This is a genomic window from Proteus alimentorum, from assembly GCF_002607735.1.
Classification (GTDB): Bacteria; Pseudomonadota; Gammaproteobacteria; order Enterobacterales; family Enterobacteriaceae; genus Proteus; species Proteus alimentorum.
On sequence record NZ_NBVR01000043.1, the window covers coordinates 16,839 to 29,734 of the forward strand.

General features: G+C 39.8%; 11 protein-coding genes. 7 read left to right on the forward strand and 4 right to left on the reverse strand.

What is annotated here, in order from left to right; all coding sequences use genetic code 11:
- The first annotated feature begins 125 nt into the window (after nt 1–125).
- The 7 genes from B6258_RS16710 (at nt 126) to B6258_RS16740 (ending at nt 8,464) form a co-directional block, all read left to right on the forward strand.
- Nucleotides 126–1,121, forward strand: coding sequence for a hypothetical protein (locus B6258_RS16710; protein WP_099076222.1), 996 nt, complete (start codon nt 126–128; stop codon nt 1,119–1,121).
- Nucleotides 1,121–2,263, forward strand: a complete 1,143-nt coding sequence (locus B6258_RS16715; RefSeq protein WP_099076223.1) for a BamA/TamA family outer membrane protein — start codon at nt 1,121–1,123, stop codon at nt 2,261–2,263. Before B6258_RS16710 ends, B6258_RS16715 begins: the two co-directional genes overlap by 1 nt.
- Entirely contained in the window at nt 2,263–3,417 is a 1,155-nt protein-coding gene (locus B6258_RS16720) for a DUF4056 domain-containing protein (RefSeq protein WP_099076224.1), read from the forward strand. The genes B6258_RS16715 and B6258_RS16720 overlap by 1 nt, the downstream gene beginning before the upstream one ends.
- 275 nt (nt 3,418–3,692) lie before the next feature.
- A complete protein-coding gene (locus tag B6258_RS16725) occupies nt 3,693–4,487 on the forward strand; it encodes a protein bax (protein WP_099076225.1) in 795 nt (264 codons plus the stop codon).
- 162 nt (nt 4,488–4,649) lie between these two features.
- Nucleotides 4,650–6,068: an MBOAT family O-acyltransferase gene (locus B6258_RS16730; RefSeq protein ID WP_099076226.1), complete on the forward strand. Its 1,419-nt coding sequence runs from the start codon at nt 4,650–4,652 to the stop codon at nt 6,066–6,068.
- Nucleotides 6,055–7,257, forward strand: a complete 1,203-nt coding sequence (locus B6258_RS16735; protein ID WP_099076227.1) for an SGNH/GDSL hydrolase family protein — start codon at nt 6,055–6,057, stop codon at nt 7,255–7,257. The genes B6258_RS16730 and B6258_RS16735 overlap by 14 nt, the downstream gene beginning before the upstream one ends.
- Entirely contained in the window at nt 7,232–8,464 is a 1,233-nt protein-coding gene (locus B6258_RS16740) for an SGNH/GDSL hydrolase family protein (protein WP_099076228.1), read from the forward strand. Before B6258_RS16735 ends, B6258_RS16740 begins: the two co-directional genes overlap by 26 nt.
- A gap of 71 nt (nt 8,465–8,535) precedes the next feature.
- On the opposite strand, the gene B6258_RS16745 is transcribed toward B6258_RS16740, so the two are convergent.
- The 4 genes from B6258_RS16745 to gntR form a co-directional block, all read right to left on the reverse strand.
- The gene (locus B6258_RS16745) at nt 8,536–9,345 is read right to left on the reverse strand and encodes a methyl-accepting chemotaxis protein (RefSeq protein WP_240531618.1); all 810 of its coding nucleotides are present in this window, start codon (nt 9,343–9,345) and stop codon (nt 8,536–8,538) included.
- Between the two features lie 272 nt (nt 9,346–9,617).
- Nucleotides 9,618–10,955, reverse strand: coding sequence for a gluconate transporter (gene gntU, locus B6258_RS16750; RefSeq protein WP_099076230.1), 1,338 nt, complete (start codon nt 10,953–10,955; stop codon nt 9,618–9,620).
- The gene (gene gntK, locus B6258_RS16755) at nt 10,952–11,506 is read right to left on the reverse strand and encodes a gluconokinase (RefSeq protein ID WP_099076231.1); all 555 of its coding nucleotides are present in this window, start codon (nt 11,504–11,506) and stop codon (nt 10,952–10,954) included. Before gntK ends, gntU begins: the two co-directional genes overlap by 4 nt.
- A 293-nt stretch (nt 11,507–11,799) precedes the next feature.
- The gene (gene gntR, locus B6258_RS16760; protein WP_099076232.1) at nt 11,800–12,795 is read right to left on the reverse strand and encodes a gluconate operon transcriptional repressor GntR; all 996 of its coding nucleotides are present in this window, start codon (nt 12,793–12,795) and stop codon (nt 11,800–11,802) included.
- Nucleotides 12,796–12,896: the final 101 nt, after the last annotated feature.

Genomic DNA, 12,896 nt, shown 5'->3' on the forward strand with positions numbered 1-12,896 from the left:
AATAAAAAATTCAAGCATGAATTACTGTATATCGCACTTATAGCTGGTGATCATTAATAAGAAAAAGATTAAAATTTCCGGCTACTCTTTTACTACTTACTTTTTTAATTTTCTGTGGGTTATGTATGAACTTTTCCAATTTAAATAAGGTGGTATTCACCGCCTCTCTTCTTGCAACTGGCTTTTCTTACGCGGATAGCGATCGCCCACTGCTCTCTTTAAGTGTTAGCCAATCCGGCGGTACTGCTTTAAATAGCGAAGGTTCATTAGATACTCGTACCCCAGCCAGCCAATCTCGCGTTTTACCGATTTGGGGCGATGAAGCTCGCGCCCGTGGTTATGATTTACCAGAGCCTTTTGGTGCTAGCTATAGCTATATGAATCTGCGCCAAGATATTATTGTGGATAAAATAGGCTTTGAGGCCAGTGAATGGGCTGCAATGAGTGATGTTGTTACAGTTGATGTAGGTCATACTCGAGAAAAAAGTGAAACTCATTTACTTAAACTTGATAGTTGGGTTTTCCCTTTTCTTAATTTATACGGCGTATATGGAAGAACTAAAGGCACGTCTAGTACAACTATCAACCAAGTTGTTGCTGATTTTGGATTTCCCATACAAGTAGCTCAAAACGAAAAGTTTAATTTAGACTTTAAAGGGAATACTTATGGAGCTGGTTTTACTTTAGCCGGTGGCTATAATCAATTCTTTGGTACCTTTGATCTAAACTACACTAAAACAAATCTTGATATCTTAGATGGTGATATTAAAGCATTAGTAATTTCACCTCGTGTGGGTTATGAGTTTGTTTTCTCACCGCTGATTTCAGGTCAAGGCAACACTAAATTACAAGTTTGGACAGGTGCCATGTACCAAGATATCACTCAACGTTTTAAAGGCGATGTAAGTAAACTGAGCTTACCTAGTAAATTAAATGATTTCTTGAACTCTCCAGATTTAGATATTGGGAATGTAAAATTCGATGTTGAACAACATCTTGCTCATAAATGGAACCAAACAGTAGGTGCGCGTTTAGAAGTCACACGCAATTTTAATGTGATCACTGAGCTTGGTTTTAATAACCGTAATAGCTTCTTTGTTTCAGGTGAGTTCCGTTTTTAATGGTTAAATACCCTTTTATTTTGGGGCTGGCACTTGCCAGCCTCTCTACTTCATACACAGCACAAGCTCAATTCTTTCCTGATAGACAACAAATAGACCAATGGCTAATGGGGTTAGGGGGAGAAAATAGCTTTGATCGCAGCAAAACTATCGACTGGGGAATATTACCGGGTCCATTTTATACGCCAGAGCTAGAATTGGGTGTAGGAATTGCACTTGTTGGGCTTTATCAAGCCGATAGTCGCCCTGATAGCAAAATCTCATCGCTCTCATTAAGTGGCTTCGGTTCATCAACCGGTGCTTTTGGCATGACCTTTAGCAACTACACCTATTTGGCAAATGATACTTGGCGCTTTTATCTCACAGGAACATTAAATAATGTCCCTACCCATTATTGGGGAGAGGGTTATCACGAAGGGCGGGTAAAAGATCATTTCGGTGAGTTTCGCTCTCAAGAATTGCGCCTAACCCCCACTTTACTGCGTCAAATAACCAAAAACACCTATATAGGATTAGGGTGGGATTACTCCAATCTACAAGCCGCCGCCCCAGATTCTCCCTTTAAAGCATATATGAATAAACGCGATTTACCTTTGCGTTCAACCAGTTCGGGAATAACTGCTCGCTTTACTTACGATAGTCGCGATTTTTTACCGAATGCTTATCGAGGTCAGGCTTTTGATATCAGCTATACCCATTACTCACCGGATACAGGCAGTAATAACCGATTTAATGCGACACAAATACAATATAACTACTATTATCCTTTAAGTGATAATGCGGTATTAGCGTTTGATAATTATGCGCGTTTTACATCGGGTGATGTGCCTTGGAGCCAATTGTCTAAACTGAGTAATGGGCAGCAAATGCGAGGCTATTATGAAGGGCGATATCAAGACAATCACGTATTTTCAACCCAATTAGAGTACCGCCAAAAACTCGATTGGCGCCATGGCATTGCACTTTGGGTGGGTGGTGGTACGTTAAGCGACCAAGCGCGTGATTTAGGCAAAGGCCATTGGTTGCCGAGTGTCGGTGTAGGTTATCGATTTGAATTTAAACCCCGTATGAATGTACGTCTCGATTTTGGTATAGGTAAAGAAAGTACAGGATTCTATTTTCAAGTAGGTGAAGCATTTTGATGTTTAAGCGGTTTCTTTTTATCAACACCATTGCCTTCTTCTTATTTATTGCAGGATGTACTCAAGTCACACCAGTAAAATCTCTGCATGCCAATCTTGAGAGTGTTACCCACGAAGAAGCAACCCAACTTTGGCAAACACCCGCACCATTAACAGCACCCAATGGTTTAAGACCTTGTTGTGCCTTTGGTTACGACTTAAAAGTTAAAGCATTCGAAATTCCTATCCCGTTTTATCGTATTGATAACGTTGTTGAAGCCTCTGCCTTGGGCAATCATCGTTATAACGACAGTTTTTGGCTAGGTACAGGCGCCGTATTAGGCTTGGGAAGTGAGAAATCAGGCTTAATTTATTCCCACAAAGGGGGATTTCTTGATATCGCCCATATTCGTGATACGGCGGATTACACTTATTATCTCTTTAGTCATATCTATCCAAAATTAGGCCAAGCGTGGACGTTAACGTTAAGTGATGAATTGGCACAACGTAAAATCCACTTTAATGCATTCGCCCCACCTAAAAACGAATTAGAACGTTATACCTTAAGCGCCTATCTTGCCGCACACCTTGGTTATCGCCTTGCGGTATGGCATGAAATTGCACAATGGTATGGCTTTCGTTCTGTGCCAGGTTTTTCAGAAGGTATCTCGGCATTTTCACCCGAAGATCTCTATTCCAATTTAATTGGTGCAAGGCTTTCTCTTACACTGATCTTAAAGGGTCACGCCACCAGCCTTGAGCACTATAATCAATCAATGCAGGGTATTATTCCTTCTGCGCTCTACCAGTTAGAAGCTCAACCTCGCCAATTAACACAACAATGGTTTGATGTTATTGATGGGCAATGGTGGGATAGTCAGCAACGCGTTCCCGATAAATTTTTAGTTTTAATGCGTGATTATCATATCTCAGACCAACGCTATCCCATGTTACCTTTCGAGGAAATAACACCGCCTCACTACCTCACTTTACCCAGTGCTTATTCTGGTTACGTTTTAGAACAATTAGCAGAATTTCAGCTTTGGCCAACAAAGGAAATGGCGAATTTACCTCATCCTAAAACCTACTGGAGTGAAGCGGATTTTACTGATTTAACAGAAAAAGCACGTGAAATTGATAATAAAACTAGACCAAAAACAACAAAAATTGACTAAATAACAAACAAAATTGACACATTAAAAACGCTTAATTTTACTAAATTTAGGTTAAGTCATACCTTATCTTATAAGATAAATTTAAGCTTACGATAAAAAAGCACTTTTTGTTAAAAGAAAAAAGCGATTATAAAACGAGGCCTTCCAGTAAAGCTTATACATTTATTTAACAAATCACTCGTAGTTATCCTAATGTGAGGCGATATTTTGTAGATATGAAAAAAGTAATTTGCTAGTATTCGTTCGATTTTTATCCAGTTAAACGAGGAGAAGCAATGCCCTCTCAATTGATGAGGACAAGTGCCGTCTTCGCTTTCTTGATTTCACTACTCTTTACTGGTGTAAGCTTTGCTTCAACCAGTACCGGCAGTTCCCAGATGCTGCAGGCGTATTCTTTCAAAAGCACGTCAACACCGTTGCCAGATTTGAAAAAATACCCTTCGGGAACACAGCGTAAGAAAGCGTTTTTAAATGTCATAGTTCCTATTATTGACAATGTTAATAATAAGATTTTGAGAGATCGTGAGTGGTTAACAACTCAACGTAAAGCCCAGCACTGGGGCAGCGCAGATTTGAAAAAATTGCGTGAAATCTGTCAATACTATGGCGTTACATGTACCAGCCCGAAAAAAGTAAATTGGGATTCGTTATTAACTCGCGTTGACATTATTCCGACACACTTTGTCGCAACGCAAGCTGCAACGGAATCTGGCTGGGGAACATCGAAGTTGGCACAACAAAATAATAATCTATTCGGTATGCGATGTGGGAGTCAGTCTTGCAATAACGTTCCAGGGAAAACCAAAGGCTATGCAGCCTACCCTGATATTGAAGGCTCAGTGATTGCTTATATGCGTAATCTTAATACGCACCGCGCCTATAATTCATTGCGCTCCTCAAGAGCACAGCAAAGAATGACGCAGCAACAACTCGACTCTCGACAGTTAATCACTGACTTGAAAGGTTACTCAGAAATGGGCTCAAGTTATAACGATTATCTGACCGAAATGTTCGACTCAAATAAAAAACTGATCACTCAAGTTCAGTTACAGTCGAAACAAGATAGTTAAGCTTTAACAAGCTTTCATCTGACAAAAGCCACTTTTCTTTCTAGAGAAAAGTGGCTTTTATTTATCTCTAGACAATCTTTTGATTGAAAGCCCGCTTAGAATTCATAATATAGGGGGTAACACATTTGGTATGACTTTTAAATCACACCCTTAGAGCCCTTTATGAATTTTTTTTCATTCGAGTTTCTCGGAGCCTTTGTTAGCTTTTTTATTCTATACTGGCTCTTCCAAAAGCACGTCAAGATCCAAAATATTCTACTGATTACAGTTAGTTACGCTTTTCTCTTTTATGCGGATTATCGTCCTGCGATTATCTTATTAAGCTATACGCTCTTTATTTATTTACTGGCGAATATATTAACTAAGTATACATCATCTAAAGTCATATACTGGCTATTAGGATTACTCGTTGCGGTCTATTTTACCGCCTTTAAATATTACTCATTTTTCCAAGAAACACTGACACAAGCATTCCAGCAATGGGGGCTCAGTATTGAGCTGCCTCTTATTGAATTGCTTGCACCATTAGGACTCTCTTTCTATATTTTCCATTCGGTCAGTTATGTCGTTTCTGTTTGCCGAAAAGAGATCCCTAAAGCGCCATTTTTGGATGTCGTTCTTTATTTATGCTTTTTCCCAAGCATCATTGCAGGGCCAATTAATCGCGCTAAAGAATTTCTCCCGCAAATTCAAGCACCAACACGTAAAATCATTGATTATAAAGGGGCGATAATGCTAATTGTTTTAGCTATCGCAAAACTCTTTTGGTTAAGTGGTTGGTTCTCAACAAACTATGTCGATCCGGTATTTAATGCCCCCGATTTAGCGCAAAGTGGACAAGTGCTGACGGCGGTTTATGCCTATGCATGGCATATCTATTTCAACTTTTCGGGCTATACCAACCTTGTAACAGGCATTGCCTTATTACTGGGCTTTGTCGTGCCTCGTAACTTTAACGCGCCTTATTTAGCGATCAATCTCGCTGATTTCTGGCGTCGCTGGCATATCAGTTTATCGACCTTTATTCGTGATTACGTCTATATTCCTTTAGGGGGTAATCGTAAGGGTGTTATCAGACAAAACTTTAATGCCTTTGCTGCGATGGTAATTTCAGGATTATGGCATGGCGCGGCAATGACCTTTATTATTTGGGGTGCTATTCATGGGATTGGTGTGGTGTTATTGAATATTAAACACCGACTCTTTCCTGCCAAGAAGAATGCTCCGCCTAGTGCGTTATCGTCATTCAATATGTTGTTGTCATGGATTATCACGTTCCACTTTGTTTGCTTTGCGTGGATCTTTTTCCGCAGCCAAACCGTGGGTGATGCCTTTGTATTGATACAACAACTCTTTAGTACGGGGGCTTGGGCATCATTGCAAACTGAAGGTTTAACCCTCTTTATGTTCTGGGGACTTTTCTTACTTTACCCTTGCTTTGTCACACTAAGGGATATTGTGGCTCGTCTTGAGAAAAAAGTGCCGTGGTATGTTTATCCTCTACCACTTGCGTTGATCCTCACGATTATTTTCATGTTGTCTCCAGATGGGGTGCCAGGATTTATTTATGCCAGCTTTTGATTTCTGCTCAAACTTAAAAAAGACAGCAAAAGTTGCCTTAATGGTGCTATTCAGCACCCTCTTTCTGATTTGGCTAAACCAAACATCACTAGAGCGTTTTTGGCAACAACAATATCATCGCCCTGCACCTTGGTCTGGGCTTTCTCACTATTATGCTTGGCAAGTGGGTGGACAACTGCGTGATGGCGTATTCGTTGCGGTAGAAAGCTATGGTGATTACCTGCAAGTGAATCATCCTGATAATCAGGCAAAACCAATAGTACAAATCTCCGCACCTGAGCAACTTCCCGAAGGCTTTGCTGTTGGTCTACACTTCTTTAATGGCTATACACGACCCGCCTCTCAATTAACGCAACGCTTTCCTCAATTATTAGAGCGTAAGCAAGCAATGAGTGGGTTACCTTACCATTCGGTTACCGATGTGTCTGATGCCGCATTACAAGCCCTAAAACCTATCGTTCAGAAAACAGAAATTGTCTTATCACCAAAAGATAAAGTGTTATTTGCGGGCGATTCAATGATGCAAGGTGTTGCACCTTTACTTAAGCGTCAACTGCAAACGGATTACAACATCAGCAGTATCGATTTAAGTAAACAGAGTACAGGGCTTGCTTATCCACGCTTTTTCAATTGGCCACAAACTATCGCAACACGTTTAGCCAGTGATGACTCCATCAAATTATTAGTGGTCTTTTTAGGTCCTAACGATCCTTGGGATATGCCACCTGATGGTGGAGGACGTTACTTAAAATTTGCGAGTGAGGCATGGGAATCAACCTACCGAGCACGTATTGCAAGCATTATAGACAATGCCAGACAGAATAATGTCACGGTTATTTGGGTTGGCCCCCCTAATATGCGTAAGCAGAAGTTATCTGAAGGTATGGCATATCTTGATAAACTTTACCGTGAAGAAGCTGAAAAAATGGGTGAAATTTACCTTTCCGTCAATGATATGTTTAAATATGAGAAAGATATTTATTCTGATTATATAGGCGATGGTAGCAGTCGTGTTAAGTTAAGAGCGGGTGACGGCATTCATTTTAGCTTAAAAGGTCAACAAATTATTGCCCAACACGTATTCTCACGTATTCATCTTCAAGAAGAAATTAAAGAAGATAATACAGTCGATGATGTAAAAGATAAAAACACGGTTATTGTAAATGAAACAACTCATGCACATCCTTGAGCGCAAAACGTTAGTCAGTAGCTCAATCATACTGGCTATGGTTTCGCTCTTAGTTGCTTGTAACCAAGACACTGAAAAAACAGTAAAGCTGCCCACCCCCACAGTATTACCTGCTGATGGTTCAAGACAGCTTTATAACTATCATGATCCTCACTTTGCGGGCTTTGTTAAAAAATTACAACAAGGCCGCCAAACTGTTCATATTGTTCAGTTAGGGGATTCCCATACTGCGGCTGATTTTTTCAGTGGTAAGTTGCGTGAACGTTTTCAGGCTGACTATGGTAATGGCGGTATTGGTTTTATTCCTCCGACGAATATCGCAGGTCAGCGCATTGCAAACGTACAATACCAAAGTGACAAAAAAGCATGGACACTGCTTTCAAGCAGAAAAGATAGCGATCCTGATTTCCCATTAGGAGGCTTTATTAGTGAACCTCAAGCTAAATGGGCAAAATTACAATTATCTGAAAACCCAGTCACTCAGCAACGCTATCAGTTACAAGCACTTTATAAAACGCCAACTACAGCTCAAGTGAATGTACAGTCATCGACAAGCAAAATCCTTTCACTATCGCAAACACAAGGTAAATGGCAGTTTTCAACCCCAACAGCTATGACATTCCCAGTCAGCATTACCGTGAGTAAAAATCAGCCTGTTAAATTAGGCGGTTGGTTGATCACCAATCAACAACCTGGCGTCATGCTTTCCTCATTAGGCATTAATGGTGCCACCATTAATATGATGGATAGATGGGGCGCACAGTGGACTGAAACGTTAGGCCAATTACATCCTGATATGGTAATTTTGGCTTATGGTACAAATGAAGCCTTTAATGACACCTTTGATTTAATTGCCTATCGCCAACAGCTTACGGATAAAATTCGCAAAATTCGCCAGCAAGCGCCTAATAGTGCCATTTTATTAATTGGACCTTCTGACTCAATCAAAAATAAAGAAGCGCTTGATTGTCGTTCACAACAGCCTCAATGGTTAAGCGATATCGTTCGCATTCAGAAAGAAGTGGCCCAACAAGAGAAAACACTCTTTTGGGATTGGCGTGATTATATGGGTGGCGAATGTTCGATAAAAGCATGGGCGCTGTATGATTTAGCAAGACCTGATGGTGTTCATCTTTCTCGTGAAGGTTATGAAAGCAGCGCCAATACACTTTATAGCCAATTGAATACCTTAATAAACAAAAGCTGATCCACTCTGTTCAACATACAAAAAGGAGCTTACCGCTCCTTTTTACGTTTCTGAGTTTATTCATTACGTTATTAATTATCTAAATTTAATAAAATATCGACATATTTGATAACATCAACGCTGGCTTGTTCCATTTTATCTATATAGTCTGTAACCCCTTCTGGATTATCTTCTCTATTGGCTTTTAATGCTGAACGACCACATTCATGCACTAATTTATGAGGCTCTTCTAAGCGACGAAAAGCGTCAATGTTTGCAAATTTTTTACCCTCACCTTGGTAATACCATTTTCCTAAACGACACTCTGTATACTGATTAACACTGTGTTCATCATCATTATTTAATAAGTGCATATAAATCGCTTCTTTCCATAAAACATGATCGAGTTTGACAGTATTAAAAAATTGCTGCATCGACATCACATTGACAATATGTCTCAACTCACTAGCTTGCGCTGATAGTGTACTTAAATCTTGATGCCCTTTAATGACTAATTGTTTGACTTGTTGTAATTGTTCTTGATTTTTTAGGGTATTTTCTTTGATAGGATCAAAACGAGCACTCACATTGTTATTAATTGCAGCAATAGCTGAAGATTGTTGCTGAATTTCTTGTGATAATTTTTTCATCTCTTGTGCCAAGACAGAAAAACTCGCGCCTTCACGCCCAATGTGCCCTGCTTCAATAGCAGAATTAATGGATAAAATATTCGCTTGATTTGATAACCTATCGATATTATTCGCGCTATCTTTGATTTTTTTTAGCCAATTCGCGAAATTCTCAATCTCTTCTTTGCTATGAGTAAAATGGATATCTATCTCCTCAAAAAATAGAGTTAGTGACTGAGCATTTTCTAGCATATCTTTAAATAAAGAATCCATTTCCTCTAATAAAACTAATTTCTCTCTTAATTTATGACTCTCGGCTAAAACAGAGTCTCGAATCAAAGTAATAATATGAATATTAAAATCCGTGTGCTTAATAAAAAGCGAATTATAGTCAACCATAAAATAACCGTCCTAGTTTGCTCGCTAAATAAGCCTATAGACTAATGAGAAACAGGATATTTTCTGTCATATTTCATGGTCATTTATAGCAATGAAAAAAGCGCGTCAAAAGACGCGCTAATAATCTGAAATACAAAGATGAGATATCAAAGAAAAGCGAAGAAAATCATACCAATCACAGCACCTGTTGTGCCAAGAATAGTTTCCATTAATGACCATGTTTTTAAGGTTTGTGCTTCTGTTGCACCTGTAAATTTACCAAATAACCAGAAACCTGAGTCATTAACGTGGCTAAGAATAATAGAACCACCCGCAATACATACTGACAATGCAGCCATTTGCGCGCCACTGTAACCTAGCTCATTGATAACAGGTAACACTAAACCTACTGCGGTTAAACATGCAACCGTGGCTGATCCTTGAATAACACGCACCGCCCCTGCCAGAATAAAACACGCTACTGCAATTGGCATACCGGCACCAATTAATGCGTTACCTAAAGCTGGGCCAACGCCAGAATCCACCAACACTTGTTTAAAGACACCACCCGCACCTGTCACCAGTAAAATAATACCTGCTGGTTGGATTGCCGCGGAACAGATCTCCATCACTTTTTCTTTACTCATACCTCGGCGAATAGCAAGACCATAAATAGCCACTAAACAAGCCACAAGAATAGCGATAAAAGGATGCCCCACAAATTCAAGGATGTTGTACAGGTCAGAACCTTTTTCAACAAAACGAGCACCAATGGTTTTACATCCCACTAAGACTAAAGGTAATAACACCAGTGCAAGACTGAAACCAAAAGAAGGCATTTTATTCTGACCTAAACTCGGCTCAGATAAATCTTTGGGTAATTCTAAGGTGACATAACGACTGATAAAGTTACCGAAGATAGGGCCTGCTAATAACATTCCCGGAATAGCCGCACACAGACCAATTAAGATCATCCACCCAAAATCAGCATTCATTTGGTCGGCTAATAACATCGGTGTCGGTCCCGGCAATAAGAAGGCTGCTGCACCTGCAACACCCGCAAATAAAGGGATGGCCATTTTCACTACATTGCCACCAGTACGGCGAGCAACAGCAAATACAACACCAATTAATAAAACAACAGCAACATCAAAGAACAGGGGTAATGCACAGATTAAACCTGCAATACCTAAGGCATAGTTAGCCCGTTTCTCGCCAAAGTATTTTAATAATCGCACTGCAATTTGGTCTAAAGCACCTGTTTCGTGTAGCACTTTACCAAACATTGCGCCTAGCGCGACAACGATAGAGAGGAAACCTAATGTTCCCCCCATGCCGTTTTGCATGGTTTGGGTTATTTTTTCTAATGGCATACCAGAGAAAATACCCGCACCGATGGCCACAATCATTAATGCGATAAAGGCATGTAAACGCGCATACATCACAAAAAAGAGCAGTAATAAAACCGAGCCAACCGCAGTTAGCACAAGCGTTAATGTACTCATACAGTTTCCCCTTCAAGAGTCCCTTGAGTGACTGAATTTATCTTATTAATTGCACTTTCAATCACATCATCAAGTGGCATTGAAATATCAATTTCATACACATCGTTTTCTGCTTTTGTTGGCTCTTCTAGGGTTTCAAATTGAGTCACTAACATTTGAGGTTTAAAGAAGTGCCCTTTACGTGCTTTTAAGCGACTTTCAATCAGTGCATAGTCACCTTTTAAATATAAAAAGTGCAGGCATTGATTGCCGTCTCTTAACATATCTCGATATTGTTTTTTCAACGCAGAACAAACAATTAACGAAACACTATTGGTTCTTTGCATTGCAAATGCGGCATCATTTAATGCTTGTAGCCAAGGTTTACGATCTTCATCATTTAAAGCGTGGCCTGATGCCATTTTAGTAATATTTGAACGAGGATGGAGGAAATCGCCATCCAAAAATGCAGCGCCTGTACGTTGTGCGACACCACTTGCGACCGCAGATTTACCGCTGCCTGATACCCCCATTAAGATAAAAACATGGTGTAGGGATTGGGTATCGTTCATAGAATGCTCCTTTAAGGCAGATATTAAGTCTTTTTTGTAATGTTACCCGTAACTGTTACGGGTAACATATCTGAAGTGACAAGGTAAATACAACAACGATGATCAACTAAGAAGTGAAAATGTGAAGCTACTCTCAAATGAAAGTAAGATGATCTACAAACTGACAACAAAATCTCTGCCCCACTTCCTTTTATTCACAGCAAATTTGGGAGTAATAAAAAACCCTACTGTTACAAATATAACAATAGGGTTCGAAAACATTGATTTTTAAATATTATCAATAAGTTAATTAATTATATACTTTCACCCGTAATAATGCGGAAACCAACATCAATCACTTGACCTCGAGCCATTTTACCTTTCATTCGCTTAAGCAATAAATCAGCAGCTTGTTGCCCCATTTCATCACGAGGGGTAAAGATACTCGCCAGACGAGGCGTCATCACCTGTCCAACATCGTGTCCGTGAAAACCCGATATCGCAATATCCTCTGGCACAGAAATGCCTAAACGTTGACACTCAAAAACAGCACCAATCGCAATATCGTCATTGGTGCAATAAAGTCCATCTAAATCAGGATATTGCTTACGTGCAGCATGTAATAATTCAGCCCCTAACGAATAAGATGAGCTTTTTGGCGTCATCACATTACCAATAGGTAAGCCCGCATTTTGCATTGCTTTTTCATAACCGTGTAAACGCATCAAGGTTCGTTCATCCTGTCTTGCGCCAAGGTAGACAACGCGTTTGCATCCGCGTTTAATCATCTCATTGACCATCTGTTCTGAAGCATCAACGTTATCTAATCCCACGGCCGAATCAAAACAAGGCGAAACGCTATCCATGATTTCCACCACAGGAATACCTGCGGTTTCTAACATTTTCAATGTTTTTGGTGTATGCGTTCTTTCAGCAAGAATAAGCCCATCAATATTGTAAGAGAGTAATGAAAGCAGGCGTTCTTCTTCTTTTTCAGCACGATACCCGTAGTGCGCTAACATGGTTTGATAACCGTATTTATCAGTCACTGATTCAATACCACGAATAACTTCAGCAAAAACTTGGTTAGTTAAAGAAGGTAGCAATACCCCAATCGCATGACTGGTCGAATTAGATAAAATATCAGGTGCGCGATTAGGAATATAATTGAGGCTATCTAATTCACGCGCAATTTTTTCTCGTAAAGCTTCTGAGACTTGTTCAGGGTTACGCAAAAAACGACTCACAGTCATTTTGGTAACACCAACTCGCGAAGCTACATCCTGTAATGAGGGGCGTTTTTTCTTCATTTTATATCGCAACTATCCAAAAACACTCGTATTAATACGCGCTTTAATTTTCCAAGAACGCTGATTATAGCCCTAGGTTATACACTATTTCGAATAAAGTT

What these genes read in the sequence shown, in the direction of transcription:
- B6258_RS16710 (WP_099076222.1), top strand. Translation starts at nt 126, where the DNA reads ATGAACTTTTCCAATTTAAATAAGGTGGTATTCACCGCCTCTCTTCTT.
- B6258_RS16715 (WP_099076223.1), top strand. Translation starts at nt 1,121, where the DNA reads ATGGTTAAATACCCTTTTATTTTGGGGCTGGCACTTGCCAGCCTCTCT.
- B6258_RS16720 (WP_099076224.1), top strand. Translation starts at nt 2,263, where the DNA reads ATGTTTAAGCGGTTTCTTTTTATCAACACCATTGCCTTCTTCTTATTT.
- B6258_RS16725 (WP_099076225.1), top strand. Translation starts at nt 3,693, where the DNA reads ATGCCCTCTCAATTGATGAGGACAAGTGCCGTCTTCGCTTTCTTGATT.
- B6258_RS16730 (WP_099076226.1), top strand. Translation starts at nt 4,650, where the DNA reads ATGAATTTTTTTTCATTCGAGTTTCTCGGAGCCTTTGTTAGCTTTTTT.
- B6258_RS16735 (WP_099076227.1), top strand. Translation starts at nt 6,055, where the DNA reads ATGCCAGCTTTTGATTTCTGCTCAAACTTAAAAAAGACAGCAAAAGTT.
- B6258_RS16740 (WP_099076228.1), top strand. Translation starts at nt 7,232, where the DNA reads ATGAAACAACTCATGCACATCCTTGAGCGCAAAACGTTAGTCAGTAGC.
- B6258_RS16745 (WP_240531618.1), bottom strand. Translation starts at nt 9,345, where the DNA reads ATGGATTCTTTATTTAAAGATATGCTAGAAAATGCTCAGTCACTAACT.
- gntU (WP_099076230.1), bottom strand. Translation starts at nt 10,955, where the DNA reads ATGAGTACATTAACGCTTGTGCTAACTGCGGTTGGCTCGGTTTTATTA.
- gntK (WP_099076231.1), bottom strand. Translation starts at nt 11,506, where the DNA reads ATGAACGATACCCAATCCCTACACCATGTTTTTATCTTAATGGGGGTA.
- gntR (WP_099076232.1), bottom strand. Translation starts at nt 12,795, where the DNA reads ATGAAGAAAAAACGCCCCTCATTACAGGATGTAGCTTCGCGAGTTGGT.